The organism is Sphingomonas sp. LT1P40 (assembly GCF_036663835.1).
Classification (GTDB): Bacteria; Pseudomonadota; Alphaproteobacteria; order Sphingomonadales; family Sphingomonadaceae; genus Sphingomonas.
This window is the reverse complement of sequence record NZ_JAXOJT010000002.1, coordinates 817,310-843,147: the sequence shown is the minus strand read 5'-3', so window position 1 is coordinate 843,147 and position 25,838 is coordinate 817,310. Positions and strand designations below refer to the sequence as shown.

34 protein-coding genes and 1 tRNA gene are annotated in these 25,838 nt (G+C 63.5%); 21 read left to right on the top strand and 14 right to left on the bottom strand.

The window, feature by feature from the left end; all coding sequences use genetic code 11:
• Nucleotides 1–21 precede the first annotated feature (21 nt).
• From U1702_RS15655 to U1702_RS15630, 6 genes are read left to right on the top strand one after another with little or no spacing between them, the layout of a single operon-like run.
• Nucleotides 22–537, top strand: coding sequence for a phage major tail tube protein (locus U1702_RS15655; protein WP_332726106.1), 516 nt, complete (start codon nt 22–24; stop codon nt 535–537).
• Nucleotides 538–569: 32 nt separating this feature from the next.
• A complete protein-coding gene (locus tag U1702_RS15650) occupies nt 570–893 on the top strand; it encodes a phage tail assembly protein (protein WP_332726105.1) in 324 nt (107 codons plus the stop codon).
• Nucleotides 894–901: 8 nt separating this feature from the next.
• Nucleotides 902–1,018, top strand: coding sequence for a GpE family phage tail protein (locus tag U1702_RS15645; RefSeq protein WP_332726104.1), 117 nt, complete (start codon nt 902–904; stop codon nt 1,016–1,018).
• Nucleotides 1,019–1,021: 3 nt separating this feature from the next.
• Entirely contained in the window at nt 1,022–3,514 is a 2,493-nt protein-coding gene (locus U1702_RS15640) for a phage tail tape measure protein (protein WP_332726103.1), read from the top strand.
• On the top strand, nt 3,511–3,900 hold the full coding sequence (locus tag U1702_RS15635) for a phage tail protein (protein ID WP_332726102.1): 390 nt from the start codon (nt 3,511–3,513) through the stop codon (nt 3,898–3,900). Before U1702_RS15640 ends, U1702_RS15635 begins: the two co-directional genes overlap by 4 nt.
• Nucleotides 3,897–4,895: a contractile injection system protein, VgrG/Pvc8 family gene (locus U1702_RS15630; protein ID WP_332726101.1), complete on the top strand. Its 999-nt coding sequence runs from the start codon at nt 3,897–3,899 to the stop codon at nt 4,893–4,895. Before U1702_RS15635 ends, U1702_RS15630 begins: the two co-directional genes overlap by 4 nt.
• A gap of 13 nt (nt 4,896–4,908) precedes the next feature.
• Here the strand turns inward: U1702_RS15630 and U1702_RS15625 are convergent, their stop codons facing one another.
• On the bottom strand, nt 4,909–5,256 hold the full coding sequence (locus tag U1702_RS15625) for a hypothetical protein (RefSeq protein WP_332726100.1): 348 nt from the start codon (nt 5,254–5,256) through the stop codon (nt 4,909–4,911).
• Entirely contained in the window at nt 5,243–5,860 is a 618-nt protein-coding gene (locus U1702_RS15620) for a hypothetical protein (RefSeq protein ID WP_332726099.1), read from the bottom strand. Before U1702_RS15620 ends, U1702_RS15625 begins: the two co-directional genes overlap by 14 nt.
• Nucleotides 5,861–6,003: 143 nt before the next feature.
• Here U1702_RS15620 and U1702_RS15615 point away from each other — a divergent pair, with 143 nt between their 5' ends.
• Nucleotides 6,004–6,174, top strand: coding sequence for a hypothetical protein (locus U1702_RS15615; RefSeq protein ID WP_332726098.1), 171 nt, complete (start codon nt 6,004–6,006; stop codon nt 6,172–6,174).
• Nucleotides 6,175–6,261: 87 nt separating this feature from the next.
• Here U1702_RS15615 and U1702_RS15610 read toward each other — a convergent pair whose 3' ends face one another.
• The 5 genes from U1702_RS15610 to U1702_RS15590 form a co-directional block, all read right to left on the bottom strand.
• Nucleotides 6,262–8,112, bottom strand: a complete 1,851-nt coding sequence (locus U1702_RS15610; RefSeq protein ID WP_332726097.1) for an ATP-dependent nuclease — start codon at nt 8,110–8,112, stop codon at nt 6,262–6,264.
• A 31-nt stretch (nt 8,113–8,143) separates the two neighbouring features.
• Nucleotides 8,144–8,578 carry a thermonuclease family protein gene (locus U1702_RS15605; RefSeq protein ID WP_332726406.1) on the bottom strand — a complete coding sequence of 145 codons (435 nt, stop codon included), beginning with the start codon at nt 8,576–8,578 and terminating at the stop codon, nt 8,144–8,146.
• A gap of 19 nt (nt 8,579–8,597) precedes the next feature.
• The gene (locus U1702_RS15600; protein WP_332726096.1) at nt 8,598–9,341 is read right to left on the bottom strand and encodes a DUF8453 domain-containing protein; all 744 of its coding nucleotides are present in this window, start codon (nt 9,339–9,341) and stop codon (nt 8,598–8,600) included.
• A 61-nt stretch (nt 9,342–9,402) separates the two neighbouring features.
• Nucleotides 9,403–10,503, bottom strand: a complete 1,101-nt coding sequence (locus tag U1702_RS15595) for a CpsD/CapB family tyrosine-protein kinase (protein WP_332726095.1) — start codon at nt 10,501–10,503, stop codon at nt 9,403–9,405.
• A 226-nt stretch (nt 10,504–10,729) separates the two neighbouring features.
• Nucleotides 10,730–11,224: a helix-turn-helix domain-containing protein gene (locus tag U1702_RS15590; protein WP_332726094.1), complete on the bottom strand. Its 495-nt coding sequence runs from the start codon at nt 11,222–11,224 to the stop codon at nt 10,730–10,732.
• Between the two features lie 84 nt (nt 11,225–11,308).
• On the opposite strand from U1702_RS15590, the gene U1702_RS15585 reads away from it, so the two are divergent.
• The 8 genes from U1702_RS15585 (at nt 11,309) to U1702_RS15550 (ending at nt 15,021) form a co-directional block, all read left to right on the top strand.
• A complete protein-coding gene (locus U1702_RS15585; protein ID WP_332726093.1) occupies nt 11,309–11,626 on the top strand; it encodes a transcriptional regulator in 318 nt (105 codons plus the stop codon).
• On the top strand, nt 11,623–12,117 hold the full coding sequence (locus tag U1702_RS15580; protein ID WP_332726092.1) for a hypothetical protein: 495 nt from the start codon (nt 11,623–11,625) through the stop codon (nt 12,115–12,117). Before U1702_RS15585 ends, U1702_RS15580 begins: the two co-directional genes overlap by 4 nt.
• Nucleotides 12,114–12,431 carry an Ogr/Delta-like zinc finger protein gene (locus tag U1702_RS15575; protein WP_332726091.1) on the top strand — a complete coding sequence of 106 codons (318 nt, stop codon included), beginning with the start codon at nt 12,114–12,116 and terminating at the stop codon, nt 12,429–12,431. The genes U1702_RS15580 and U1702_RS15575 overlap by 4 nt, the downstream gene beginning before the upstream one ends.
• A 100-nt stretch (nt 12,432–12,531) precedes the next feature.
• Complete coding sequence (locus U1702_RS15570; protein ID WP_332726090.1) at nt 12,532–12,951, top strand: hypothetical protein; 420 nt, start codon at nt 12,532–12,534, stop codon at nt 12,949–12,951.
• Nucleotides 12,948–13,088: a hypothetical protein gene (locus U1702_RS15565; protein WP_332726089.1), complete on the top strand. Its 141-nt coding sequence runs from the start codon at nt 12,948–12,950 to the stop codon at nt 13,086–13,088. Before U1702_RS15570 ends, U1702_RS15565 begins: the two co-directional genes overlap by 4 nt.
• Complete coding sequence (locus U1702_RS15560; protein WP_332726088.1) at nt 13,085–13,210, top strand: hypothetical protein; 126 nt, start codon at nt 13,085–13,087, stop codon at nt 13,208–13,210. The genes U1702_RS15565 and U1702_RS15560 overlap by 4 nt, the downstream gene beginning before the upstream one ends.
• Before the next feature lie 20 nt (nt 13,211–13,230).
• Nucleotides 13,231–13,470 carry a DUF2312 domain-containing protein gene (locus tag U1702_RS15555; protein ID WP_332726087.1) on the top strand — a complete coding sequence of 80 codons (240 nt, stop codon included), beginning with the start codon at nt 13,231–13,233 and terminating at the stop codon, nt 13,468–13,470.
• Nucleotides 13,471–13,671: 201 nt separating this feature from the next.
• Entirely contained in the window at nt 13,672–15,021 is a 1,350-nt protein-coding gene (locus tag U1702_RS15550) for a site-specific integrase (protein ID WP_332726086.1), read from the top strand.
• A 12-nt stretch (nt 15,022–15,033) separates the two neighbouring features.
• On the opposite strand, the gene U1702_RS15545 is transcribed toward U1702_RS15550, so the two are convergent.
• Both U1702_RS15545 and cpdR read right to left on the bottom strand, forming a co-directional pair.
• Nucleotides 15,034–15,108: transfer RNA gene (locus tag U1702_RS15545), tRNA-Val, on the bottom strand.
• Between the two features lie 135 nt (nt 15,109–15,243).
• Nucleotides 15,244–15,621: a cell cycle two-component system response regulator CpdR gene (cpdR, locus tag U1702_RS15540; protein WP_332726085.1), complete on the bottom strand. Its 378-nt coding sequence runs from the start codon at nt 15,619–15,621 to the stop codon at nt 15,244–15,246.
• A 137-nt stretch (nt 15,622–15,758) separates the two neighbouring features.
• Here cpdR and U1702_RS15535 point away from each other — a divergent pair, with 137 nt between their 5' ends.
• Nucleotides 15,759–16,598 carry an N-formylglutamate amidohydrolase gene (locus tag U1702_RS15535; protein ID WP_332726084.1) on the top strand — a complete coding sequence of 280 codons (840 nt, stop codon included), beginning with the start codon at nt 15,759–15,761 and terminating at the stop codon, nt 16,596–16,598.
• A gap of 191 nt (nt 16,599–16,789) precedes the next feature.
• On the opposite strand, the gene U1702_RS15530 is transcribed toward U1702_RS15535, so the two are convergent.
• From U1702_RS15530 to U1702_RS15520, 3 genes are read right to left on the bottom strand one after another with little or no spacing between them, the layout of a single operon-like run.
• Nucleotides 16,790–17,341 carry a cytochrome b gene (locus tag U1702_RS15530; RefSeq protein ID WP_332726083.1) on the bottom strand — a complete coding sequence of 184 codons (552 nt, stop codon included), beginning with the start codon at nt 17,339–17,341 and terminating at the stop codon, nt 16,790–16,792.
• A 5-nt stretch (nt 17,342–17,346) separates the two neighbouring features.
• Nucleotides 17,347–18,132, bottom strand: coding sequence for a SapC family protein (locus U1702_RS15525; protein WP_332726082.1), 786 nt, complete (start codon nt 18,130–18,132; stop codon nt 17,347–17,349).
• Nucleotides 18,133–18,162: 30 nt separating this feature from the next.
• Nucleotides 18,163–19,608, bottom strand: coding sequence for an FAD-binding oxidoreductase (locus U1702_RS15520; RefSeq protein WP_332726081.1), 1,446 nt, complete (start codon nt 19,606–19,608; stop codon nt 18,163–18,165).
• Nucleotides 19,609–19,685: 77 nt separating this feature from the next.
• Between U1702_RS15520 and U1702_RS15515 the strand changes: the two genes are divergently transcribed.
• The 4 genes from U1702_RS15515 (at nt 19,686) to U1702_RS15500 (ending at nt 22,795) form a co-directional block, all read left to right on the top strand.
• Nucleotides 19,686–20,162 carry a hypothetical protein gene (locus U1702_RS15515; RefSeq protein ID WP_332726080.1) on the top strand — a complete coding sequence of 159 codons (477 nt, stop codon included), beginning with the start codon at nt 19,686–19,688 and terminating at the stop codon, nt 20,160–20,162.
• A gap of 88 nt (nt 20,163–20,250) precedes the next feature.
• Nucleotides 20,251–21,738 carry a DEAD/DEAH box helicase gene (locus U1702_RS15510; protein WP_332726079.1) on the top strand — a complete coding sequence of 496 codons (1,488 nt, stop codon included), beginning with the start codon at nt 20,251–20,253 and terminating at the stop codon, nt 21,736–21,738.
• Nucleotides 21,735–21,941: a DUF1289 domain-containing protein gene (locus tag U1702_RS15505; RefSeq protein ID WP_332726078.1), complete on the top strand. Its 207-nt coding sequence runs from the start codon at nt 21,735–21,737 to the stop codon at nt 21,939–21,941. The genes U1702_RS15510 and U1702_RS15505 overlap by 4 nt, the downstream gene beginning before the upstream one ends.
• 17 nt (nt 21,942–21,958) lie before the next feature.
• Nucleotides 21,959–22,795 (top strand): SDR family NAD(P)-dependent oxidoreductase, encoded by an 837-nt coding sequence (locus tag U1702_RS15500; RefSeq protein WP_332726077.1) that lies wholly within the window; start codon nt 21,959–21,961, stop codon nt 22,793–22,795.
• On the opposite strand, the gene mtnP is transcribed toward U1702_RS15500, so the two are convergent.
• Nucleotides 22,782–23,657: an S-methyl-5'-thioadenosine phosphorylase gene (gene mtnP / locus U1702_RS15495; RefSeq protein ID WP_332726076.1), complete on the bottom strand. Its 876-nt coding sequence runs from the start codon at nt 23,655–23,657 to the stop codon at nt 22,782–22,784. The genes U1702_RS15500 and mtnP overlap by 14 nt on opposite strands.
• On the bottom strand, nt 23,654–25,135 hold the full coding sequence (locus U1702_RS15490) for an amino acid permease (RefSeq protein ID WP_443026853.1): 1,482 nt from the start codon (nt 25,133–25,135) through the stop codon (nt 23,654–23,656). Before U1702_RS15490 ends, mtnP begins: the two co-directional genes overlap by 4 nt.
• 119 nt (nt 25,136–25,254) lie before the next feature.
• Between U1702_RS15490 and U1702_RS15485 the strand changes: the two genes are divergently transcribed.
• On the top strand, nt 25,255–25,767 hold the full coding sequence (locus U1702_RS15485) for a rhodanese-like domain-containing protein (protein WP_332726075.1): 513 nt from the start codon (nt 25,255–25,257) through the stop codon (nt 25,765–25,767).
• The last annotated feature ends 71 nt before the right edge of the window (nt 25,768–25,838 follow it).

Genomic DNA, 25,838 nt, shown 5'->3' with positions numbered 1-25,838 from the left:
CACCCTTACCGGAGATTCGACATGGGCTTTCCCCGCAAGCTGAAGCAGATGACCTCGATCGTCGAAGGCATCGGCTATGCCGGCGAGACGACGTCCGTCACGCTGCCCAATCTCGAACGCAAGCTTGAGGCCTATCGCGGCGGCGGCATGAACCGCCCCGTCAAGATCGACATGGGCGGCGGCGACGATCTCAATCTCGAGCACAGCTATGGCGGGCCGATCCTCGACATCGTCCGCCAGTTCGGCTCGCCCACCATGACCGGCGTGCAGGTTCGCTTCGTCGGCTCATACGAGAATGACGACACCGGCGAGATCACGACCGTCGAAATCGTCGTGCGTGGCCGTCACGAAACCATCGATCGCGGCGAGCAGAAGCCCGGCGAGAGCGGCGAGTTCAAGGTCGTCACCGCCTGCGCCTATTACAAGGAAATCTGGAACGGCGTGACCGAGGTCGAGATCGACATCCCCGGCATGGTCGAGATCGTCGGCGGCATCGACCTCATGGCTGCGCATCGTTCCGCCCTGGGCATGTTCTGACCCGGCCTCCCCTCCCATAGCGAGCAACTCACATGGAAAAACCCGATCCCGCTGCGCCCAAAATCCGGTCCTTCACCCTCGACGAGGATGTGAAGGTCGGCGAACAGGTCACCATTGCAAAGGGCACGACCGTCACGGTGCGCAAGCCCGGCTCGGGCGAACTGCGCGGCCTGACCCTGATGGCGCTGTCGCAACTCGACGTCGACGCCCTCGCCCAGCTCGCGCCGCGCATCACCACGCCCGTCATTCACAAGAATGCGTCGATGGATCCAGCGGACCTGATGCAGTTCGGCGGCGAGGTCATGGATTTTTTGCTGCCGATGGCCGCGAAGCAGGATGCCTCCCCGCCAGCGTAGAGGATGCGATGGCCGATGTGGCGGTGGTCTTCCACTGGCAGCCCTCGGCGATGGACCCGATGGACCTGCCCGAGCTGATGCGCTGGCGCAGGCAGGCCGAAAAGCGCGTGACGCCGGAGAAGTGACCCGTGGACCGTAACCTGCGCATCCGGATGCTACTCGAGGCGGGCGACAAGGTCACCCGCCCGCTGCGCGATATCGCCGCAGGATCCTCGCGCGCGGCACAGGCGCTGAAGACGACCCGTGACCGTCTGCGCGAACTGGAGCGAGTGCAGGGGACCGTCGCCGCCTTCCGCCAGATCAAGGCGGCGGTCGGCTCGACCAAAACCGAACTCGACTCCGCGCAGGACCGCGTCGCCGCTCTGGCTCGCCAGATGGCCGCGACCAGCACACCGACCAAAAAGCTCGCCGCTGATTTCGCCCGCGCGAAGCGCGATGCCGCCGCGCTCAAGCAGGAGCATCAGGAACAGGGCGTGAAGCTTCAGCAACTGCGCGACCGCCTCAACGCCGCTGGCGTGTCGACCTCAAACCTGGGCGGGCATGAACGCAAGCTGCGCGGCGATATCGCCCGCACTAATGCCGAGCTGGCCGAGCAGGAACGGCGGCTGAGGTCGGTCGCCGATCGCAGCCAGCGCTTCGAGGCGGCGCGCGGCAAGTTCACCGCGATGCAGGGGACCGCGACCGGACTCGCCGCCGGCGGCTTCTCGGCGATCGAGACCGGTCGTGCGATGCTTCGTCCGATGACCGGCGCGGTCGGCGACGCGATGACGCACGAATCGTCGATGACCGATATCGCGCAGAAAGCGGACCTGTCGCGCGAAGCAGCCGCCCGCATGGGCAATACCGTCCTCGACATCGCGGCAAAGGCGAACCAGCTGCCCGAGGCGATCCGCGAAGGCATCGACACCCTGTCCGGCTTCGGTCTCGATCCGCGTCAGGCGCTGCAGATGATGCAGCCGATCGGGCGGGCGGCGACGGCCTACAAGGCGCAGATCGCGGATCTATCCGCCGCCGCCTTCGCCGCGAACGACAATCTGAAAGTCCCGGTCGAACAGACCGGCCGCGTGATCGACATCATGGCGGCGGCGGGCAAGCGCGGCGCGTTCGAGGTCAAGGACATGGCGCAGTATTTCCCGGCGCTGACTGCCGCCAGCCAAGCACTGGGGCAGAAGGGCGCACCCGCCGTCGCCGATCTCGCCGCCGCGCTTCAGGTCGCACGCAAGGGCGCGGGCAATTCCGAAACCGCCGCGACCAACGTCGCCAACGTGCTGCAAAAGATCAGCTCGCCCCAGACCATAAAGGCGTTCAAAAAGTTCGGCATCGACCTGCCCGCCTCGCTGAAGAAAGCCTATGCCGACGGCAAGACCCCGCTCGAGGCGATTGCCGAGCTGACAAAGAAAGCCACCGGCGGCGACCTCTCGAAGATCGGCTTCCTGTTCGAGGATGCGCAGGTCCAGGCCGGTCTGCGCCCGCTGATCCAGAATATGGAGGAGTATCGCAGCATTCGTGAGGCCGCGATGGCATCCGGCGGCACCGTCGATACCGATTTCGCCGAGCGCATGAAGGACGGCGCCGAAAAGGCGAAGGCGTTCAAGGTCGGCGCGCAGGAACTGAGTATCACCCTCGGCGCGCTGCTCTTGCCCGCCGCGATCAAGGTGATGGGCGTGGTCAACCGTGCGGGGAAATCATTCAGCACCTGGGCGAAGGCGAACCCCGGCTTTGCCAAGGGACTGGCGATCACGGCTGCCGTGCTCGCCGCGCTGTTCGTCGTCCTGGGCGGAGGCGCCATCGCCATTGCCGGTATCATCGCACCCTTCGCGGCACTCGCCGCTGCAGCCACCTTTCTCGGCATCGGTATGTTGCCGCTCACTGGGATCGTGCTGGCGATTGTCGCTGCCATCGCGCTGCTCGCGGGCGCGGGGTATCTGATCTACAAGAATTGGGGAGCGATCGGCGCGTGGTTCGCCGGGGTTTGGGAAAGCATCAAGTCCACGGTCAGCGCCGGCATCGCGGCCCTCTCACAGGTCATCATGCGCTTCACGCCCGTCGGCCTGTTCGTTCGCGGCTTCACCGCCGTGCTTGCCTTCCTGCAGGGACCGATGCCGGGACGCATGATGGAGGCGGGCAAAGCGATCGTTCAGGGCCTGATCCGTGGCATCGGCGCGATGCTCGGCGCGCTCAAGTCCGCGATCGTCAACGCCGCGTCCGCCGCCGCTGGCTGGTTCAAGCAGAAACTCGGCATCCGCTCCCCGTCCCGTGTCTTCATGGGGTTCGGCGACTTCATGATGCAGGGACTGGCGCAGGGGATCGAGGGCGGGCGCAATCTGCCGATCGAGCGCCTGAACCGCCTCTCGCGCGACATCGGCACCGCAGTTGCGCTCGGTACCGCCGCCCCGGCGATGGCGGGTGCCGCACCCTTTGGCGGCGCGGCGGGAGCAACGCCCGACGCCGCATCGCTGGCACCGGCGGGGCCGGTCACGATCAATATCTATCCCCCGCGCGGGACGAGCGCCACCGAGATCGCCGATGCCGTCAAGCGCGCACTGGAGAATGAGCGACGCCGCAAACCGGGCGGTGGTGGCAGCTTCGCCGATGCGCCCGATTGGAGCGACCACGCATGACCCTCCTCTCGCTTGGCATGTTCCCCTTCTCGATCCCAACGCTGTTGCACGACGAGCTTCAGCGCCGCGCCGACTGGCGTCACCCCGGCAACCCGCGCGTCGGCGCGCGCGATGCCCAGCAATTCACCGGCCCCGGCCCGGAAACAATGTCGATCACCGGCACGGCGATGGCCGAATTGAGCGACGGTGAGGCATCGCTCGATGAATTGCGCGAGATGGCAGGCACCGGCGACGCATGGCCGCTGGTCGATGGCGCGGGCCGCATCTATGGCGACTTCAAGATCACCGGCATCGATGAACGCATGAAGCTGTTCTTCCCCGATGGCACCGCCCGCCGCATCGATTTCGCCATCGATCTGCTGCGCAGCGGCGACGATCCGGCATGAAGGCCAACATTCCCGACTTCCGCGTCGTCCTCGATGGCCGCGACTTGAGCGACCGGCTCCGCCCCCGCCTGATCTCGCTGTCGATCAGCGAGCGGCGCGGTGACGAGGCCGACGAGATCGAGCTGGTGATCGACGACAGCGACGGCGCGGCGGCGATGCCGCCCGAGGGCGCGGTGCTCGAAGTATCGCTGGGTTGGAAACAGGGCGCGGGCGTGATTCCCGGCCTAGTGCCGAAGGGGCGATTCAAGGTTGATGAGGTCGAACATAGCGGCCCGCCCGACACCATCGTGGTGCGCGGCCGTTCCGCCGATTTCACCAGCCACCTCAAAACCCGCCGTGAAAAGACCTGGCACGACACCACCATCGGTGCCGTCGCCGCCGACATCGCTGGCCGCAACGCCCTCCAGCCCCGCTGCGCACCGCGCCTCGCCGGAATTCAGCTCAAGACGCTGGTGCAGAGCCGCGAAAGCGACATGGCACTCCTGCGGCGTCTTGGTCGAGATCACGACGCGGTCGCCACCATAAAGGGCGGCGCGCTGATCCTCGCGCCGATCGGCGCTGGCGAGACGGCCACCGGCAAACCGTTGCCCGCGATCGAGCTCCACCGCCGCGATGGCGACCGGCACAGTTACCGCGTCGCCAAGCGCGAGGAGGCAGAGGGCGTCTCGGCGACGTGGCACGATCGCAAGTCCGCCAAGCGAAAGATGATAACCGTCGGGAAGGAGGATGGCTCCCGCCGTCTCGCCAGGACGTTCCCTAGCGAAGCGACGGCGAAGGCAGCGGCATCGGCGGCGAGGCAGCGAGGCAACCGTCAGCCCGTCTCGTTGGATTGGTCGCTGGCACTGGGCCGAGCCGATATCTCGCCCGAGCACAAGATCATGGTGGCGGGTTTTCGCGCCGAGATCGACGCGGTGAAGTGGATCGTGGGAGAGGCGACGCACACCCTTACGGACGGCGGGCTATCGAGCGCGCTCAAGCTGGAGCGAGCTCGATAGCCCCGGCGTCGACTTACTGTCCGATATAGAGTGCGGACTTGACCGTGCCGTCGCTATCGGCACGGTCGTTCGCAATCCGCCGCACGGCATGACGCTGCGCATACATCCGCTTGTGATCGCTACCCAGCGGACACCACGACACCATCTGCACGGGTTCGCGGGGCGCGTGAACGCCCCCGTCCAGCATGTACGAAACGATTTGATTCTTCACGCCGGCGCGTTCGATCTCCTTCAGAACCCCTTCAAGCTCCGCAGGCTCCGCCGCCATCACGGCCTCCCATGTTTCGTCGATCAGCGTCTCCGCATGCACGGGGGGGAAGAACTTCCCGCCGCAATCGTAACCAGATTTATTCCGTGCCATCGTCGCCTCCTGCGCATTTGCTTCTTCCAATATTCTTTCCCAGAACGGACCGGATTTTACGGCGCTCGTACGAAAGCTCGTTGGCCGACATGTCCGCCAGTTTGGCAAGGTCCTTCGGACCCAGATCTCCACCGTCTTCATTGACGATAAGATGGAGGGCTTTTCGCATTCCCTCGGCGCGTTTCGTCGAAGTTCTCTCGATGATCCGCTGCACGAAATCGTTCGCGATCGAGAATTCCTCCGGCGTGATCACGCGGGCGGGCTGAAATTGGAAAACCCCTTCCTCCGATGCCTTACTGGCGAGAGTAGAGGCGTGCTTGCGAACGACCGCCGAATGGCGGATCGCGTCGATGACCGCGTTTTTGGCGACCACTTTGGCGTATTTGAACGCTATCGCACGAACATGCGGTGCCATGATGTGCGCTCGCCAGTCGTAATTCAGCTCGCGGTCCAAATGCTGCATGGTCTCGTCGATCGCATCCTGAGCGATATCCTCGGGTTCGATCTGCGACGTGATGCCGCAGCGCGAAATATAGATGCGCGAGAAAGCGACTAGCCTAAGGCGAAAGTCGCTCCAGAAGTTGGAAACCCCTCTATCCGTCATGGCCGCCTCCGCGGTTCTGGTGTGAACATCTGTAAAGACGTTCGGGATATGCGAATCTCAGACTCGGTTACGAAAAATAAACAATTCTGATCGGGAACGTCCCGACTCGTCTTTGTCTGTACTCCATTTCGAGGAGAAGGACGATGAAAAGGAAGACTTCGATGGACACGATCTGCCACGCCATCCTCGTCGCCGCCTATTTGATGGCGGCGTCCGCCTACTGTGGAATCCTTCTCGGCGAGAGTGGCCACGGACCCGCCCCGGTCCCCGAGGCCACGCTCGATCCTCGGCTCGAGGAGTCGGCTAAAGGCTAAAGCCGGGGTTGCGCCGAGATCGATCGGTTGCGTGGGCTGGTTAGCTAGATAACGCACGCATCCAGCGTCAATGGCGTGACGACGGCGCTAGGCGACGGCGATAGTTCCGGCCTGAGCAACCTCGCTTTCCACAACATCGTCTACCAATTCGCTGATATAACTGATGAGTGGACGTAGGCGCTCTGGGTCGCGCTCGAGGATGAGGCGGGCTAACTCAACGCCATCTCGGGTTTTGTCAAAGGTAGCTCGATGTTCGCTAATCTCGCTAATCAGAGCGGCAAGAAGTTTCGCGGCATCCACTCGTTCCAGCCACGGCTCGCTGTCCAATTCCGGATCGATATCTTTGATTGAGAACCTGCTATCCCTCGCGAGGGTAAGCAAGCGATCGCGTAGCTCATCCCCCTCGATGTTGGTTTGCGGATCCTTTTTCACCAACAGTTCGGCGATCGCATCCGGTTCAAGCAAATAGCATTCGAGATGCCGTCGCGGCAGAAAGTGCAGCCGCCCTCCCGAATCTCGTTTCATGTCGAACTTCTCTTGGTCGCTCAGCAACTCCGTGTCGAAGCCAAACACGACCCGAACCGGCAATGTCGCGACCGCCTCGCTCAATCTCGAATATACTTGATAGACCATCCCCTTATCGCGCTTCTTGGCACCGAAATCTCCGGTCGCCACGACTGCTGTGAACACAGTACCAGAAGGCAGCGCCCCGACCAGTTCTCGATACAGATAAGGGAAAAGCGTCTCCTCAGTCTCCCCTTCAACCCAGATCACGCGCTCGGCCGCAAAAACGTCCGCCATTGATACGCCCAAATGCGCAGCGACCTCACGGAAAGTGCTCACATCGTCCGTGTCGAGCCGATCAATCGTGGACTTGTATCCAGAACGCCGCACTAGATGCACTGTCGATGGATTAGAGAAACCAACGACTTCCGGCGCGTGAGTAGAAATAATGTACTGGTGTCGGCTGTATTCTGTACGAAGAATTCTCAGAAGAGATTTTACAGCCGCCGGGTGCAGGAAGCTATTTATTTCATCTATTATAATGACCGTTTCTTCCATCGTCATCACAGCAACTAGAAGAGCGATCATTTGGGCAACGCCAGTCCCACTTTGCTGGAGAGGGAAGCTGAGTTCTACGCGCTCCTGCCGAATCGTTGGCCAAACCCTAATCTCTAAACGCTGAGCGTTAGCAGGGCTAACACGCGTACTTAGGTTTCCTACCGTTGAAAATATATCGGTCAGGTGCGAAACCAGTCTGCGGAATAAGTCGCCGCGATCGCTATGCAATGTATTCAGCACCCCCGCCAAATTTGCAGCGTTGGGATTCAAGCGTGATGTATACTCAACTGCCCCCTCTCCAAAGCTGAAGCGTTCAGCCGAAAAATAGAAAATCTGCGATTCCCAAATTCCGTGAAGTAGTTGGGGAAGATTATCTTCAGAATTATTATGCGGCGCAATCCGAAGAACGCCATTTTGCGGCCTTGCGCGGGCTGCAATCTGCGGTCCATGACCATTATATCCAAAAAGCCTGTGAGACGGGTACGAATCCGAGGTCATTTGACTGCCGTACTCTCGAGTGACGGATAATTCTATCGCGTCCCGCGACAATATCTCTTCAGCATATTTAATCTGATCTACCCCCCTATTGGGAGTTGGTATGGTCAGTGGCGTTGTCGTGGTGAGGACCGCATCTACCACCTCACGGCCAGCAACACTTATCACAAACTCCGTTTTTGGTTTTGGCAACGCCGTATCACGCCACTCCGAAGGAGAGCGATGACGGTCGTCGGGAATACTTGCTAAGAGTGCTCGCAATAGTGCGCTTTTACCGGCGTTGTTTTGACCAACAATAAGGTTGATTCCGCCTCCAAATTCGATCACCCCGGTGTCTTCAAATGACTGAAACCCCGTAATTCGCGCGCTTATCAGTTTCATCAGTAAACTCCGTATCCCGGCTGGAAGACCTTCAATTATTGCAGTCCTGGCACCGCCAATACCGCGCCCACCGCAACGCAAATCCACCACGCACCATCGCGCACGAGATATCGCCATTCACCGGCGACACGCACCACGCCGCCGTCCGCTTGCCCCCGGCGCTACCCACCGATTGGCACGTCAGCCTCGGCCCGCTTATCAGCACATGCCCCTCGCGCGTCCTGCCCGTCGTCCGCCCCAACAACGCCGCCAGCGCGTCGCGCGATCGCACTGCCGTCGCGACCGGACACGGCTGATTGGCCCGGCAAGTCCCGTCCATCTCCCGCGCCGCGATTCCGGCCAGTCGCACGCGTGGCCCCTCCTCGCACCAGATCGGCCCGTCCCCATCCCACACCCGCACCGGCGTGCAGCCAAATGACTGGCCGGCCGGCACGACCGCCGCCGTGGCAAGCACCGACAGGAGAATCATCGGGCCGAACGGCTAATCATTTCCCGATCTTCTCGATCAGGGCAGCCAGCGTCGCGGCCCTCACCTTCATGTGGCGCGCTACAGCCCCGAGTGAGATTCCGCTCCGGATCAGCGTACGCGCATGACGCACCTGGTCGGGGACCAGCTTGGCCATCGCGGAATCGCTGACGATCAGATTTTTGTCCTTCAGCGCGTTCTTTACACCCTCGTGAGCAGCGGAGACGGAGAGCGTCGTTTCGGCGGTGGGTTCCAGCTCGTAGACTGACAATTCGTCATACCGCTCGCCGTTCACGTTCGCATACTGGATCGTCACGCGGAACAGGAACGAGTAAGAATTTCCGAAGTAATCCATCACTTCAGTGCCCGTGATAAAGCACTGGAACGGCTTTTGATCGGACGGCAGGACGTTTCCCAGAGGGTACACGAAACCCTGGAAATGCTTCAGGTTCAACGTCTCATAACTGAATGCATATACATCGACGACAAGCTTTGCATTCATCGCTGGCGTCTTGCCGAAATTGGAAAGCGCGATGGAGATCCCGTACTGTTCGACATCCGCGAATTTTCGGACCAGCACGTCCAGATTGCTCGCACCCAGATACGGTCGCAACTCCAACCGCCCGCGCGCTTCCGCACTATGATAGGTGTCTTCCGCGCTCTTTGCCGCTCGCATCGCGCTGATCGTGGCGAACAGCGACAGGATCACCGTAATCGACAGAAGCACCGCATTTGCGATTTGAAGCATGTCTGCCAGCGTCATCCCACACCCCCCTCCACCGCGGCCCCCGCCGCGTTTCCCAAAAATATCAGACGGAGTTCCCTTACGGCTCCTCACTCCGCCCCATACCCATCCCGGCATCGATCATTTCAAATCGTCTCACGCTCGATGTGTAGCCGTATCCGTACCGATAGTAGCCAAACTCAGCGAATTTGGTTCGAACCCGGTTGAGGGCTGCGATGACGTTTGAAGCGGGCATTCTCAATTGCGCTATTGATCGCGCGATCAAGTGGATCGGGTACTGATCCGCAGCCACCACATACACCACCGCGTCGCAGTATTTCGACAGAATGATCGTGTCTGCTATCCGCAACACCGGCGGCGCATCGATTACCACCACATCGTATCGCTTGCTGAGCTGCTCCATCAATTTCGGGAGATGGCCGCTTTCTAAAAGATCGGCCGGATTGGCGGGCTGCGGCCCTGAAGTAAGAATGTCTAGGTTACGTATTACCGAAACGTCCATGATATCGTCGATAGAAAGGTTGCCGTGTAAGCACCATGACAGCCCCTTGTGATTTGAGAGTGAAAACAGTTCGTGGATATGTGGGCGTCGCATATCCGCATCGATCAGTGCCACGCGCTTTTGCTGACGCGAATAGCTGATCGCCAATGCAGCTGCGGTGGACGTCTTGCCTTCATTCGATCCCGTGCTCGTCACCAGCAAAATTTTGGTAAGACCGACAATCGAGGAACGGGCGAGCTTCGCGGGGATCAAACTAATCCCCTCCGTAAACGCGGTCCCAGTCGCCCGCACGTTGGGCGGTTTGGCCATTTTGGGCAACGCTACCGCGTCATAAGGCAGAAATGTCTCGAATTCCTCCAGGCTTCGAATCGGGTCGCTCGCTGCGCCGCGAAGTTGATCGCGATGGCTTAGAATTTGGACGACGACCGCGAATAGAAAAACGCCTGTGGCGAAGCCGATCGTCGCACTGATGCCCGGCTGTGAGACGATTTGCATCGTCTGTTCGACCAAGGCGTCCCGGCCGGCCTTGTCGCTGAAGAACCCCTGATCTTCACTGAGTTTGGTGCCTAACGGGGTCAGGAACACCCCGGCCACGACGCCAAAGGCGCCGGTGAGCATCGCAAAAATGAGTCGATTGAATTTTTCGGACGGGTGCAGCCCAGCATCGATGCCCGCCAACGGATCCTCGCGCCTCGGTCTCGATGCATGCAACTTACGACGTTGCGATTTCCGCAAAGACATTCAGCCCCCCTGCTGTCTGCTTCAGAAAGTGAATTGGAGTTTTCCTACAGCCGCATGTCTCGACTAGAACATAAGAAGAACAGCGAATCGAGCCTGCTATCCGTGAATGACCCCGTCTTCCGCCTCACCCCCGGCTGCGCCCAGGCTTGCGCGCGGTGCGACGTCATGTGCGCGGTGCTCGCCGCGACGCGGGACGATCTGTGGCGCGAGCTGGAGGCGCTGTATCGGCGGCGGGCGCTTCAGCCGTCGCGCGTTCCGGCATCAGTTCTTGCAGCTGCGCAAGACCAGTTGGCAGTCGCTGAGCGAGAATTCGAGCGCGTTCGGCCGTCGTCAGATCGCCCTCGGCCAATGGCAACAGCCCCTCGAACATCCGCGCCAGCGCAGCTTCACTAGGAAGTACAACCTGCATGGTAACGACCTGAAGCATTGGCGCAGGCGGCGGCGTATACCCTTCCGCAGGATCGTCGACGATGCCCTCCAGATAATCGGGCGTTGTTTCCAGTGCGCGCGCAAGCTGCACCAGCTTTGCAGTGTTCCGGGTGTCGCCGCTAATTAGTTTGCCCACGGCCTGTTGCGAGACACCAAGCGTCCGTGCCAGCGCCGATTGCGACAGTTTCATCGCTGTCATTCGCTCGGATATTCGATCTGCCCTCAGCATGGTCAATGCCTACAACCGGAGTTGTGGAGTGGTAGGGAATAATAGTTGTTGCAAACACACAACTTTGGTTGTATTCCTCTGCTCATGGCGAAGGTCACCACCCCGTTTGACGCATTGAACGAAGCGATTGAAGTTGCTGGCTCGCAGTCAGCGCTCGCGCGAACGTGTGGCGTTTCACAACAGGCAGTTGCGAAATGGGTCGCCTCGAGAAAGGCGATTCCCGCTGACTACGTTCTTCGGGTTGAAGCAGCGACAGGCGTTCTTCGTCATGCGCTTCGTCCTGACATTTATCCCCACGACGCCGAAACCGCGGCCCCTCCCTCTCCCGGCGTCGTAACCTCGGGCGCTCCGGTCGTCGCGTGCGATCGGAGCGCCCTTTTGCACCAGGGGTCGTTGCTGTGACCCTCGCCCGCGATCCCCTGACTTTTGCGGAGGCCGTGTCCCGCATTGCCGACCGCATCGGCTATTCCGCCGCCGCGCGCCTCGTCGGGCGCAGCGAGCGGCTCGTGCGCAAATGGTCGCATCCTACGTCGCGCGCCTTCCCGACATTGGATCAGGGGTTGCGCCTCGACGCCGCCTTCATGGCCGATGGCGGCGACGGCGCGCCCATTCTCGAAACCTATGCCCGCCTGTTCGATCTGGCGGCGGGCACCACACTTGCCTGCCACCTCTCGCTAGCCAGCGCCGTCGCGGTCGCCGCGCGCGAACATGGCGAGGCGATCGAGGAATCGCTCAAAATTGCCCACCCCGGCGCGTCGGAACGCGACGTGCGGCGGGCGATCGGATCTACTGAGGAAGCTTCGTCCGCGATGGCGGTCGTGACGCGGCGCCTCTCCGCATTCCTGAGGTTCGGCGCGGGGCCGGGCCGGGAACACCGTGGGGGACCCACATGACGACCGCCAAACGACCCAGACTGCCTGGAATTTCCTGCCCGCATTGCGGCGATCGATCGATCGTGCGGCACAGCGAACAGGTGACGCCGATCGTCCGCGAGCTTCGCCTCGTCTGCGACAATGTCGAGTGCGGCCATACCTTCGTGGCGCAGCTGACCGTGATCCGCACCGTCCGCCCCAGCGCGCGACCCAACCCGTCGGTATTTTTGCCGAGCGGGGACTGGTCGCCGCCCGCGAACGACGACGCGCCGCCGCCCGCCAATGACGAGTTTCCCCCTGCGGCCACCGTCGCCGCACCACCCATGACCGGCTGATCGCCTCGGCGCAGTCGCGCCGGTCCCTCCCGATCAATCCACCCGCCCCGGTTGCCCCGCGCTTCCGGTGACGGTCCCCGCTTGCCCGAAAGGTTCGCCGATGTTTCACACCCCCCTCCTCTCCCGCCCCACCTCGCTGGTCAGCGAACACGGCCCGGTCGCGCCGCACGATTACGTGCGTCTGCGCCGTCAGGCAGCAGGTCTCGACATTGCGCAAACAGCGGCGCGCTTGTGCGTCGCGGGCGACGATCAGGCCGCCGTTCGCGCCATTGTCCGGATGCTCGAACGCCCCGGTGTCATCGCGCGCGAGCGCAGCACGATCGCCAAGCTGGTCCGCGCCTTTCCGATCGACGCCGAGGTCTATCATCAGCTCGCCACCGAGCCCGCCGAAAGCCATCCGCGCATCTGTCGCGGGTGTGGCTGCAGTCAGGACGATGCCTGTCAGCAAGCCGAGCACGGCCCCTGTAACTGGGCCGGGCCGGAGATCTGCACGCGCTGCACCGACGGAGATCACCTGTGATCGCGCGGCAACCCGCGCGCGCGTGCGACTGCGATCAGTGCCGCGACGATCGGCTGCGACTCACGTTCCGGATCGCGGGTCTCGCCGTCGGCTTCGTGATCGCCAGCGCCCTCGCCGATTGGGGCTGGCCGCTGTGACACCACGCGGTCCCTCGCATTTCCCCCGCACCCGCACGCTGCTCCGTGCCGCCTGCGTCGCCATCGTCGCCCCCTTCCTCGTCATCATCATGCTCCTCGCCATCTTCGGCGCGCGGCGCTGATCCACTTCGAAAGGTCACCCATGTCCGACAGCATCTCCGCCGAACAACTCCGCCTCCTCATCGAACGCATCGAGCGGCTCGAGAGCGAGAAGAAGGGCATCAGCGACGACATCAGCGACGTCTACGGCGAAGCCAAGGCCACCGGCTTCGACACGAAGACGATGCGAGAGATCATCCGGCTCCGCAAACTCGAGAAGCACCAGCTCGACGAGAAGGATGCGATGATCGACCTCTATCGCACCGTCCTGGGGATGGCGTGATGGCCGAGCGCGCGGACACAGTCGGCGGATCGGGGCCATGACGGCGCATTCGATTGTGCGTCTCGACCGGCGGCTGACCACCGCCGCCAGCGTTGGCAAAGGGGTTCGCCTCGACGCCGTGGATCTCGACCTGCTCGTCGCGCTCGGCGTGATGGACACCATTCACGCCGCCAAGGCGCAATATCTCAAGGAACAATCCCAATGTCGGGACGAACGCCGCCGCTCGATCGCAGGGGCAAATACTGGCTCGGTTGGGACGAGCTCGCGGACGGCACCCGCCGCAGCCCCAACCTCACCATCTTCTGGTACGACCCCGCCGAGGGACGTGTACGAAGCGCTTCAACGGGCACAGCAGACGAGAAATCCGCCACCGCCATAATGCACCGCCGCTACCTCGCCGATCGCGGCGAGGTGCACGCTTTCTGCTACGCTTGCGGCCAGTCGATCGCCCAGGCCAACGCCTATCTGCTGACCGACGCCATCGCCGACTATCGCCTCGAATGGGGCGACCATCAATCCTCGGCCGACAGCATCGAGGCGCGGCTGAAGCACGTCATCAAGTTCCTGATCGCGGAGACGGACAAGGGCGCGGAATGCCGCTTCGGTATCGACACCAGCTGCGGCACGGCCTGCAGTTCCGTGTTCATCGACGCCTTCCGTACCTGGTCGAAAAAGCAGCCGGTCGAGTGGCGCAACAAGGCGGGCGAGGTCACTGTCTCGAAACCCCGCTCGCCCGCGACGACCGAGGAGTCGGTGATCCAGCTCGCCGCCGTGCTCAATCACGCCGCCGACGCGGATCCGCCGCGCTCCGACCGCCGCCCGGTCTACAAGCCGATTCCGCGAAAGCAGGTCTCCCGGCCGCGCAAGGTTCGCATCGACGTGCCCGAGCTGGCGCGGCTCGTGAAATATGCGGCCGATGGCGAGGGACAGGACAAGCGCGGTGCGCTGCACGCGTTTCTGGTCGCGTCGATCTGCACCATCGCCCGCCCCGACGCGATCGTCGACATCAACATCTCGCCCGATCGCGAGCAATGGTGGCGCGCTGCCCCGCTGCTCGACCTCAACCCGCTGGGCCGGTCACAGACCAAGAAGTTTCGCCCCGTCGTCCCCGTGCTGCCGACGCTAGCCGCATGGCTCACCGCCGAACTGGACGAGTATGAGAAGCTTGATCGCGAAGCTCGCATCGGGCGCGGCTTCCTCGTCAACTATCGCGGCCGTGGCATCCGCGACGTCGGCAAGGCGTGGCACACCATGCTCGACAACCTCAAGCTGCCACAGGGCCGCGAATGGCAACCCTACCTCCTGCGCCACAGCCTCGCGACGATCGTCCGCAATCGCGGCGCCTCCAAATGGGATCTGAAAGGCTTCATGGGTCACGAGGCCGGCGGCACGACCGAGACCTACGCGGTAGGCGAATACCCTACCGTCACCCGCGCTTTGCAGGACATTTTGACCGAAATTGAATCGCTGGCCCCCGGCGCCCTTCACCGGAAGGGCATCGGAGCCGGTCACCCAGCCATTTTCAAAAAGGAGAAGAAAATGACCGGATAACCGACACTTAGATGGTGGGCGTGGCAAGGATTGAACTTGCGACCCCTGCGATGTCAACACAGTGCTCTACCACTGAGCTACACGCCCACTCGCCTTGCGGCGAAACTCGAAGAAGCGGCGCTTTAGCGAGGGGTGGCGACCCATGCAAGCACGCGATTGGCTTGTTTGTGATTCAGCTACGCTGAATGCGGCACCGGCCCGCTCCCCACCCGGCCACCAAAATTAATTCCTGCTCGGCACCTGCTCCAGCTCGAACAGCCGGTCCACCTCCAGCACCAGGTCGCGCAAGTGAAACGGCTTTGACAGCACGCGCGCCTGCGGCACCTGTTTGCCCGCCTTCAGCGTGACCGCGGCGAATCCGGTAATGAACATCACGCGCATGTCGGGCGCGATCTCGCCCGCCTTCTGCGCCAGTTCGATCCCGTCCATCTCCGGCATCACGATGTCGCTCAGCAACAGGTCGAAGCTTTCGCGCTCCAGCAGCGGCAATGCCGCCGTACCGCGATCGACCGCGCTGACGGCATAGCCCGAACGCTCCAGTGCGCGCGTGAGATACTCACGCATCACCCGGTCGTCCTCGGCCAACAGGATTCTGATCATTACCGCCCCTCACCGCGCAACCCGTGGCCGCGCCTCCGCAAGCGCGCACCTTATGCGCGAAGGATTTAACATTTTCCAGCCGAAGCGCCGCTTAACGGCCGGTTGCCCCGGCGGGCGTGCACGAATAGGCTGAACCTGTGACCGCAACGCCACCGTATGACCGCCATGGTCCCACCGAACCGGTGTCGCCGGTTGTGCTGTCCGTCCCCCATGCCGGCCGCGACTATCCGCTCCCGTTGCGCGCCGCGCTGCGCGTCCCACTCGCCAGCCTGTTGCCGCTCGAGGATCGCCACGCCGATACGCTGGCGCTCGCCGCGCGCGGAGCGGAGACGCTGATCGCGGCGACGCGCGCGCGCGCCTGGATCGACCTGAACCGGGCCGAGCATGAACGCGATCACCGCGTCGACGAGGGTGCGGACGTGATCCCGGAGGGGGCGCAATCGCTGAAACTTCGCAGCGGCCTCGGCCTGATACCGCGCCGCGCGGGTGGCAGCGATTTGTGGCGGCGGCGCTTTGCGGCGGACGAGGTGCGCGAGCGGATCGAGCGCGATCACCGCCCCTATCACGCGGCGGTCGCGGCGGCGCTGAATGCCGCGCACGCCCGTTTCGGCGTCGCCATCCTGCTCGATATCCATTCGATGCCGCCGCTGGCGAACGGCAGTGCCCGCATCGTTATCGGCGATCGCTTCGGCCGGTCCGCTGCGGCGCGTTTCGTCGCGCGGATAGAGGGCGTCGTTCACAGCACCGGCATCCGAACCGCCGTCAACACGCCCTATGCCGGTGGCCATGTCCTCGACCGCCACGCCGACCCGACAGCGAACATCCACGCGATCCAGGTCGAGATCGACCGTACGCTGTATCTGGACCGTCGCCGCGAATCCCCTGGCCCCGGCTTCGCCACCACCGCCGCCCTGCTCCGCCGCATCATCGACGCAGTGGCAGACGAGGCGCTCCCGCTGGCGGCGGCGGCACAATAACCCCAAACCCAAAAAAACCGCCCGGTGTTTCCACCGGGCGGCCAAGGTTCAGGGAGGAGACACACCCGAGGGTGTGCCGCGCGGTCCCGCGAAAGGGGGGACACGAAACCGCACTAAAGGAGATATAGGAGGGGTTGACCGTGGCTTCAAGGACACAATCGCAAATGCGACGAACCGAAGCTTCAGGAACGCTAACCCCTTGGTTTCAGGAACGGAATCATCCGCGTCAGGGTCGCATCGCGCCGCACGATATGATGCGCCAGCGCCGCCAGTATATGGATGGCGGCAAGCCCGGCCATCAACAGACCGAGCAATTCATGCGCCTCATGCCCGAAATCGCCCGCTGATTCGCCGACCGGCAGATAGGGGATGTCGAACAGCCCGAAAAAGGTGAGTGGTCGGCGCACTTCGGCACCCGACACCATCATCCATCCGGTCAGCGGCACGATGATGAGCAGCGCATAGAAGATCCAGTGCGTGGCACTTGCCAGCACCTTCTCCCACGGCTTCAGCCGCGCATCGAACGGCACCGGCTGGTGCGCCAGCCGCCAGCCGAGTCGACCGATGCTGAGGAACAGGATGGTGATGCCGACCGCCTTGTGGACCGGCATCACCTTCCAGTCGTCGGGCAGGGCGTCATGCCCGATCCCGAGGAAGAGGTTGAACAACACGAGCGCCGCGATCCCCCAGTGCAGGGCGATCGCCACATTGTCGTAGCGATCGGTGCGGGGGAACGCGGCCATGTGCGTCAGGCCGCCGGTGCCGCGACCTGCGGCGCGACATTGCCCTGCTGAAGCTGACGCGCGAAGATCTCACGCATCAGGCCCAGCGAGAACAAATGCGCATAGATCAGCGGCAGCATGCCGCTCTGCGCCATCTTGCGCAGCTGGTCGCCGCGCAACTCGTTCAGCTTGTTCTCGTCGACCATGCGGAAACCGCGATAGATATAGGGCTGTTCCGCACCCTCGGGCTGAATCGCCACTTCGCCGTCCATCAACAGGCCCTGATCGTTCAGTTCCTTGATAAAGGCATTGGTCTTTTGACCCGCGATCTCGAACTCTTCGTTGAATTTCAGGATCTGCTGGACCAGTTCGGTCGGCTTGCCGTCCTCGAACAGTGCGTCACCTTCGTCGAACGCGCCGATCGTGTCGGTGGTCGGGTCGAAGCACAAGGACAGCTCCTCCGCCTCGGGGCGCAGCTTGGCGAGCAGGTACGGATAGCGACGGATGTAAGCAGGAATGTACAGATCCTCGCCTTCCTTCAGCCGACCCTCGCCATCGAAGAACACGTTGGTCCCCTCGTTCAGCCCCATCAGGCCGAGCGGTACGGCTTCGTCGCCGATCGAAAACACGATCGGCATGCGGCGCTGCACCAGCGGAAACTCCTCGACCGTCAGCGGCACGGCGTGCTGCGTCGCCATGAACGGCGCGGCATTGGCACGACGGACGCGGAAATTGGCATGCAGTTCGCTCGAAAGCGGCTGAAGGTCGTTGTAGAAAAGGGGAAGGCCCTGAACTTGCGGCGCGCTGGCCATGAATATCTCCTGGAAACGAATTGGCGCGGTTTATTGACCTGTGTCGTTCGGCGCAAGGGTAACGAGCTTCCCCGGATTGAACAGGTTGCGCGGGTCGAACGCACGCTTGATTGCAGCGAGCGCGTGGCGGCGTGCGGGGGAGGACAGCCGCGCCAGTTCGTCGCGCTTCATCTGGCCGATGCCGTGTTCCGCTGAGATCGACCCGCCCGCTGCGACCACCAGGTCGTGGACGAACGGGCTGATGACGTCGGCATTTCGCTTCGCCCAGTCGTCCGCGCTCTGGGCGGGTGCGCGGACATGAAAATGGACGTTGCCATCACCCAGATGCCCGAACGCGCCCGCGCTGACGCCGGGAAAGCGCGCCTCCACGGCTTTCGCGCCATCGATCATGAAATCGGGCATGCCCGCCACCGGTACGGAGATATCGTGCTGGAGCGCGGGGCCGCTGGCGCGCTCCGCCTCCGAAATCGAATCGCGCAGCTTCCAGAATGCTTCCGCCTGCGCCTCGCTCGCTGCCACCACCGCATCCCGCGCCAGCCCGCGCGCAAGCGCATCGCCCAGCAGCCGTTCCAGCAGCGCGGCGGGGGCTTCCGCATCCGCACTGGTCGTCACCGCCTCGATCAGCACATGCCACGGATGCTCACCGGACAGCGGCGCGCGTGTCCCGGGTATATGACGAAGCACCAGCCCCAGCGAGTGCGCGGGCACGATCTCGAAACTCTCGACCGTGTCGGTCGTGGCCTCGACCGTGCGCAACAACTCCAGCGCGACGTGCGGCGATTCGACCCCGACCCACGCCACCGCGCGCGCATGGATCGCGGGAACCAGCTTCAGGCTCGCCGCCGTCACCACGCCCAGCGTCCCCTCCGCCCCGCACAGCAATTGCGTCAGATCATAGCCGCGATTGTCTTTCTTCAGCGCGGCCAGCCCGTCATGCACGCTGCCATCCGGCAGCACTGCCTCGATCCCCAGCACCAGGCCGCGCATCGTCCCGAAGCGCAGCACCTGCGTGCCGCCGGCATTGGTCGAGACCAGCCCACCCACCGTCGCACTGCCCTTTGCGCCCAGGGTCAGCGGAAAGCGCATATCCTCGGCCAGCGCCGCCGCGTGCAGATCGGCCAGAATCACCCCTGCCTCCGCTTCGATCAGCCCGGCCCCGGCATCGATCCGGCGGACCCGGTTCATCCGGCGCAACGACAGGATTAGCGCCGACCCGTCGGCGGGCGGGGTTGCGCCGCCCACCATCGACGTGTTGCCACCCTGCGGCACCAGCGCCACGCCATATTGCGCCGCCAGTCGAACCGTTTCCGCCACCGCCACCGTCGAATCCGGTTGCAAAATCGCCCCGGCAGCGCCCGAATAGCGCCCGCGCCAGTCGTTCAGCCACGGCGCGATGGCATCGACGTCGGTCACCGCCGCCTTAGGCCCGAACCGCGCGGTGATCGCCTCCACAAGCTGCATTTGTGCCGGGTTCATGGGGCAGCGGCTACCATCCGGGACAGTCGGGAGCAATTCATCCACTGTTCAACCCGGATCGCTATTGGCAGAATGACATGGTGAATTTGCTGCTTGTAGCCGTTGCATTGCTGTCGCCGCCGCCTTCGCAGGGAGACGGGCGCAAGGCCGCGCCTGCGCCATCGGTGGTCGGCACGCGCATCGCGCAGGTACGCATCCAGCAGCATTTCGTGGTGCGCGTCCCCCGGCCGGACAGCGTCCGCCGCGTCTCGATCCCCACCGCCCCGCTCCCGCCGATCGCCTGGGTCGAGAAGGACGCCGACAAATGCGTCAAGATGCAAAGCCTGTCCGGTGCCACCATCACCCGGCCCGACAGTGTCGACCTGTTTCTGGCGGGCGGCAAACGCATCCGGGCCAAGCTGGGCAATGAATGTCCGGCGCTCGATTTCTACACGGGCTTCTATGTGAAGCCCACCAAGGACGGCATGATCTGCGCCAAACGCGATGTATTTCGGTCACGCTCCGGCGGCGAATGCAAGATCAAGGCATTCCGTACCCTGATTCCGGGGCGCTGACTCCCCGCTTACCTTGACTTTCGGCGTTATTTCCACGATGCGCCGCCCTATTATTTGCGGGGCGATGCCCCTTATTCCGGACATTTGAATGAGCTTCGCCGATCTCGGCCTCTCTCCCGAATTGCAGCAGACCGTCGAAGCGGCGGGCTATACCGTCCCGACTCCGATCCAGGCGCAGGCAATTCCATCCGTGCTGATGATGCGTGACATCATCGGCATTGCCCAGACCGGCACGGGCAAAACCGCCAGCTTCGTCCTTCCGATGATCGACATCCTGGCGGAGGGCCGCAGCCGTGCGCGCATGCCGCGCAGCCTGATCCTTGAGCCGACGCGCGAACTCGCCGCACAGGTCGCGGAGAATTTCGAGAAATACGGCAAGAACCACAAGCTCAGCATGGCGCTGCTGATCGGCGGCGTTCAGATGGGCGATCAGGTCAAGGCGCTGGAAAAGGGCGTCGATGTCCTTATCGCCACGCCCGGCCGCCTGATGGACCTGTTCGGTCGCGGCAAGATCATGCTGAACGATTGCAATTTGCTGGTGATCGACGAAGCGGATCGCATGCTCGACATGGGATTCATCCCGGATATCGAGGAAATCTGCACCAAGCTGCCGAAACAGCGTCAGACCCTGCTGTTTTCGGCGACCATGCCGCCGCCGATCAAGAAGCTGGCCGACAAGTTCCTGTCGAACCCCAAGATGATCGAGGTGTCGCGTCCGGCATCGGCCAACCTCAACATCAAGCAATTCGTCGTGCCGGTGTCGTCGGCGAAGAAGCGCGATCGCCTGCTCGGCCTGTTGCGCGAAGAGGATGTCCGCACCGCGATCATCTTCTGCAACCGCAAGACGATGGTGCGCGATCTCAACAAGATCCTGAAGCGCGAAGGCTTCCGCTCCGCCGAAATCCATGGCGACATGGATCAGGGTTCGCGCATTGCCGAACTCGACCGGTTCAAGGCGGGTGACGTCAACATCCTGGTCGCCAGCGACGTCGCCGCGCGCGGACTGGATATCAAGGGCGTCAGCCATGTGTTCAACTATGACGCGCCATGGCATCCGGACGATTATGTCCACCGCATCGGCCGCACCGGCCGTGCAGGGGCTACCGGCACCGCGTATACGTTGGTTACGCCCGATGATGCCGAGAACATCGCCAATATCGAGAAGCTGACCGGCCACAAGATCGAGCGTGTCGGCGAACCGGCGGCGAAGGCTGCCGGATCCGCGACCGCCGAACCGGAGGCAACCGAAAAGCCGAAGCGCGCCCGGAAACCGCGCGGTGCCAAGGCCGAAGAAGCCGCGCCGGTTGCGGAAGCGCCCGAGCCAGTGGCAGCACCGGTCGCGCGCGAATCGCGCGCGCCGCGTGAAGCTCGCCCCGAACGGGATGCCCGCCCCGCCCGTGAGCCGCGCGCCGAGCGGGAACCGCGTCCGGAACGCGAAGCCCGTCCTGAACGCGAGCCTCGCAACGACCGTCGTGCCGACCGCGATCGCCCGCGCCGCGATGCGCAAAGCGATGGTCCCGATGAGGGCTGGAACGGCCCCGTTCCCGACTTCCTGAACTTCACGATTCCCGCGTGACGGACGGCGAGGACGGGGAAGACGACTTCCTCGACTTCACCCCCATCCCCGCCGTCGCCAGCCCCTGCGTCAACATCTGTCGTATGCTGCGTGACGACACCTGCGAAGGGTGCCGCCGCACGCTCGCCGAAATCGCCGAATGGTCGATGGCGACCGACGATCGCCGTCGCGCGATCCTCGCGCGAATCGATATGGCCCGCTAGACGCAAGGATCGATCGCATGGCTTCGCTTCCCCCGGCCTTCGACGCAGGCAATGTCGCGGTCGTTACCGGTGCGGCGGGCGGCATCGGCCTCGCCATCGCCACGCGGCTGGTCGATCTGGGGCTGAAGGTCGCGCTCGCCGATTTGCCCGGCCAAGCGCTCGACGCTGCGGCCAACCAATTGGCAGTAAGCGGCCGCGTGCTCGCCATTCCCACCGACGTCGCCGACCGCGCACAAGTCGAACGGCTGCGCGATACCGTGCTTGATCGGCTCGGCCCGGTGGCGGTGCTCGTCAATAACGCGGCCATCGGCGCAAATCCCGGTCAGCCGTGGGACAATGCCGCTGGCTGGGAGACGCTGCTGGGCGTCAATCTGATGGGCGCGATCCACGGCGTACAGGCGTTCGTTCCCGCGATGCTGGCGGCCGACGCACCCGGCATCGTCATCAACACCGGATCGAAACAGGGCATCACCAGCCCGCCCGGCAACCCGGCCTATAATCTGTCGAAGGCCGGTGTCCGCAGCTATACCGAGTCACTCGCCCACGCGCTGCGCGAAGCGACCGGCGACCGTATCTCCGCGCACCTGCTGATCCCCGGCTTCACCCATACCGGCATGACCGGCAGCGCGAACAAGCCCGACGCAGCCTGGACCGCCGATCAGGTCGCCGGGTTCATGCTGGAAAGCGTCGCGCGCGGCGATTTCTACATCCTGTGCCCCGACAACGACGTCGATCGCGCGACCGACGAGAAGCGGATGCGCTGGGCGATGGACGACATTGTCGAGAACCGCCCCGCGCTGTCGCGCTGGCACCCGGATTATGCTGACGAATTCGCGCGGTTCATGAAGTCCTAGCCAGCGCCCGCCCCGCCACCGCATCCAGCCGCGCCAGCACTTCCGGGTCGCGCGCCGACGGTGCGGTAATCAGCGCGGCGTCGAGACAGGTGTCGATCGGCGATGCCTCACGCTCCGCTGGCAACCCCTGCAACAGCGCCACCACCATCGCCCGCGCCTTCACCGCGTTGGCCGACAACTGCGCGATCACCTGCGCCACATCGACCGCCGCCTCATCCTCGCGCCAGCAGTCGTAATCGGTGACCATGCCGACCAGCGCGTAGGGCAGTTCCGCCTCTCGCGCGAGCTTCGCCTCCGGCATCGCGGTCATGCCGATGATGTCGCAGCCCCAGCTGCGATAAAGCTGGCTCTCCGCTCGCGTCGAGAATTGCGGCCCCTCCATCGCAAGATAGGTGCCACCGTCATGCGCCACCGCGCCCGCCGCGCGTGCGGCATCGAGCGCGAGCGCCGACAGGCGCGGACACACCGGATCGGCCATCGAAACATGCGCGACCATGCCGGTGCCGAAGAAACTCGACAGGCGCCCCTTCGTCCGGTCAATGAACTGGTCGGCGACGGTGAACGTCCCCGGCGCGCGTTCCTCGGTCAGTCCGCCGACCGACGACACCGCCAGCACATCGGTCACACCCAGCCGCTTCAGGCAATCGATATTGGCACGCGCATTCAGGCTCGACGGATCGATCCGGTGCCCCCGCCCGTGGCGCGGCAAGAACGACACGCGCACATGCCCCAACCGCCCAGTAAAGATCGCATCCGACGGCTCACCCCAGGGCGAGTCGACCTCGACCCACTCGCCGCCCTCAATCCCGGCGACGTCGTAAAGTCCGGACCCGCCGATAATCCCGATATGCCAACCGCTCACTCAAATACCTTCGGGTTAACTGGCCTCGTCACATTTGGCCGAGCATACGCGAAGTAGATGACAAGTCCGAGAATGTTCCAAAGCAGGAACCAGAGTTGCGTTCGGGCGGGAATCCACAATTGCAGCCCCGCAACTTCCCATTGCTGAAACCAGTTGGGTGTCTTCGCGGGCAGCGAATAGAACAGATACGCGCAACCCAGCACCGCGATCCCGCCGACAAGCCACCACAAAGGCGTGCGGAACATGCGCGGCGCATCGGGCGCGCGGCGGCGCAGCACCATCATGCAAATTGCCACCGCCGCGAACGCCAGCAGCGTGCCGGCATTGGCCAGCGCGGCAATTTCGTCGATCGGCAGCAACCCGGCAATGATCGACACGATGATCGCAGTGAAGATCGTGATCCGCACCGGCGACCCGCGCTTCGACACCTTCGCCAGTTCGATCGGCAGCATCCCGTCGCGCGCCATGGTGAAGAAGATGCGGCTCTGCCCGAACAGGAAGCCGAGCAGCACGGTCGGCAGCGCGATGATCGCGGAGACGGCGAGGAAGGTGGCGAAGGCGGGCTGGTTTAGCTCGCGCAAAATCAGTGCCAGCGGCTCCGGGCTATCGGCAAAGCGCGTGTAGGAAATCGCCCCCACCGCCGCGACCGCGACCAGCATATAGATCACGACGCAGGCAATCATCGATCCGACGATGCCGATCGCCAGATCACGGCCCGGATTCTTGGTCTCCTCCGCCGCCGTAGAGATCGCGTCGAAGCCGTAAAAGGCAAAGAAGATGATCGCCGCCGCCGCCATCACCCCGCGTTCGACGCCATCGGCGGACAGGCTCTTGCCGAAACCGAAGGGTGAGAAGGGCTCGAAATTAGCGGCATCGAAGCTCGGCAGCGCGACCGCAACGAACACCGCCAGCGCGATTATTTTGACGATGACCAGCCCCGCATTCAGCGTCGCGCTCTCCCGGGTTCCGAACGACAACAAGCCCGCGACGACCGCGATGATCCCGATCGCGGGCAGGTTGATGATGCCGCCGGCATGCGGCCCGGTCATCAGATCCATCGGCACATCGGCCCATTTCGCCAACAGCGGCGCGGCATAGCCCGACCAACCCACCGCGACCGCGCTGACGACCAGCGAATATTCCAGGATCAGCGACCAGCCCACGACCCAGGCGATGATCTCGCCCAGCACGGCATAGCTATAGGTATAGGCGCTGCCCGACGCGGGCATCATCGTCGACATCTCGGCATAGGCGAGCGCCGCGCATGCACAGATCGCCCCTGCAATCACGAACGACAGGATCACCGCCGGCCCCGCCTTGCCCGCGCCCACGCCGATCAGCGTCAGGATGCCGGTTCCGACGATCGCGCCGACGCCAAGGGCGATCAGATGCGGCCAGCTGAGCGTCGCGGCCAGCCGGTGTTCGGGGGCATGCTCAGCCGCCGTCTTCACCCTTTTCGTCCGAAACAGTCCGCCCACGATCCACTCCCCGTTCGCCAGACCCGATTGGTGCGCCGCCCCCGGCGGTCCGTCAACGGTTCATGATGGAGACAGCGGGCGCGGCGCATCATCGTTTCGCTTTGGCAATGGAGGCCGCCATGGATCGCCGCTCATTCTTCACCACCCTTGGGCTTGCCGCCGCCGCACCGGCGATGGCGCAACGCCGCGTTCAGGGGCCGATCAATCCGCAAATCGATTATGACGGGTTTCAGCGCCTGTCGGTCGAGGTCGGCGAACTGCGCGAGGTGCGTTTGCTCCCTTTCACCAGGTTCAAATCGGCTGCGGCATCGCGCGGCACGCTATTGCTCGACGCCCGATCCGAAACGGCGTTTCGGGAGGGGCATATCCGGCGCGCGATCAACCTTCCGCTCCCCGATTTCAACGCGGAATCGCTGGCGGAGACGATCGGCCCCGACACCGGTCGCCGCATCCTGATCTACTGCAACAACAACTTCGCCAACCGCGTCCGTCCGGTGCCGATGAAGTCCCGCCAGCTGGCGCTCAACATCCAGACCTTCATTAACCTGGTCGGCTATGGCTATCGCAACGTGTGGGAACTCGCCGATGTGATCGATTTCAACGATCCGAAGGTGGAGTGGGTTAAGGCGTAGCGAGATCTTAGAGCATGACGACTTCAGCTTGAACCAACGAATGTCACCCCGGGCTTGACCCGGGGGTCCCG

Coding starts and splice junctions, on each gene's coding strand:
- U1702_RS15585 (WP_332726093.1), top strand. CDS start 11,309: ATGGCGAAGGTCACCACCCCGTTTGACGCATTGAACGAAGCGATTGAA.
- U1702_RS15645 (WP_332726104.1), top strand. CDS start 902: ATGGCCGATGTGGCGGTGGTCTTCCACTGGCAGCCCTCGGCGATGGAC.
- U1702_RS15485 (WP_332726075.1), top strand. CDS start 25,255: ATGGATCGCCGCTCATTCTTCACCACCCTTGGGCTTGCCGCCGCCGCA.
- U1702_RS15570 (WP_332726090.1), top strand. CDS start 12,532: ATGTTTCACACCCCCCTCCTCTCCCGCCCCACCTCGCTGGTCAGCGAA.
- U1702_RS15555 (WP_332726087.1), top strand. CDS start 13,231: ATGTCCGACAGCATCTCCGCCGAACAACTCCGCCTCCTCATCGAACGC.
- U1702_RS15525 (WP_332726082.1), bottom strand. CDS start 18,132: ATGGCCAGCGCGCCGCAAGTTCAGGGCCTTCCCCTTTTCTACAACGAC.
- U1702_RS15610 (WP_332726097.1), bottom strand. CDS start 8,112: ATGAAACTGATAAGCGCGCGAATTACGGGGTTTCAGTCATTTGAAGAC.
- U1702_RS15575 (WP_332726091.1), top strand. CDS start 12,114: ATGACGACCGCCAAACGACCCAGACTGCCTGGAATTTCCTGCCCGCAT.
- U1702_RS15650 (WP_332726105.1), top strand. CDS start 570: ATGGAAAAACCCGATCCCGCTGCGCCCAAAATCCGGTCCTTCACCCTC.
- U1702_RS15600 (WP_332726096.1), bottom strand. CDS start 9,341: ATGACGCTGGCAGACATGCTTCAAATCGCAAATGCGGTGCTTCTGTCG.
- U1702_RS15630 (WP_332726101.1), top strand. CDS start 3,897: ATGAAGGCCAACATTCCCGACTTCCGCGTCGTCCTCGATGGCCGCGAC.
- U1702_RS15590 (WP_332726094.1), bottom strand. CDS start 11,224: ATGCTGAGGGCAGATCGAATATCCGAGCGAATGACAGCGATGAAACTG.
- U1702_RS15655 (WP_332726106.1), top strand. CDS start 22: ATGGGCTTTCCCCGCAAGCTGAAGCAGATGACCTCGATCGTCGAAGGC.
- U1702_RS15510 (WP_332726079.1), top strand. CDS start 20,251: ATGAGCTTCGCCGATCTCGGCCTCTCTCCCGAATTGCAGCAGACCGTC.
- cpdR (WP_332726085.1), bottom strand. CDS start 15,621: ATGATCAGAATCCTGTTGGCCGAGGACGACCGGGTGATGCGTGAGTAT.
- U1702_RS15615 (WP_332726098.1), top strand. CDS start 6,004: ATGAAAAGGAAGACTTCGATGGACACGATCTGCCACGCCATCCTCGTC.
- U1702_RS15500 (WP_332726077.1), top strand. CDS start 21,959: ATGGCTTCGCTTCCCCCGGCCTTCGACGCAGGCAATGTCGCGGTCGTT.
- U1702_RS15625 (WP_332726100.1), bottom strand. CDS start 5,256: ATGGCACGGAATAAATCTGGTTACGATTGCGGCGGGAAGTTCTTCCCC.
- U1702_RS15520 (WP_332726081.1), bottom strand. CDS start 19,608: ATGAACCCGGCACAAATGCAGCTTGTGGAGGCGATCACCGCGCGGTTC.
- U1702_RS15515 (WP_332726080.1), top strand. CDS start 19,686: ATGGTGAATTTGCTGCTTGTAGCCGTTGCATTGCTGTCGCCGCCGCCT.
- U1702_RS15635 (WP_332726102.1), top strand. CDS start 3,511: ATGACCCTCCTCTCGCTTGGCATGTTCCCCTTCTCGATCCCAACGCTG.
- U1702_RS15550 (WP_332726086.1), top strand. CDS start 13,672: ATGTCGGGACGAACGCCGCCGCTCGATCGCAGGGGCAAATACTGGCTC.
- U1702_RS15620 (WP_332726099.1), bottom strand. CDS start 5,860: ATGACGGATAGAGGGGTTTCCAACTTCTGGAGCGACTTTCGCCTTAGG.
- U1702_RS15530 (WP_332726083.1), bottom strand. CDS start 17,341: ATGGCCGCGTTCCCCCGCACCGATCGCTACGACAATGTGGCGATCGCC.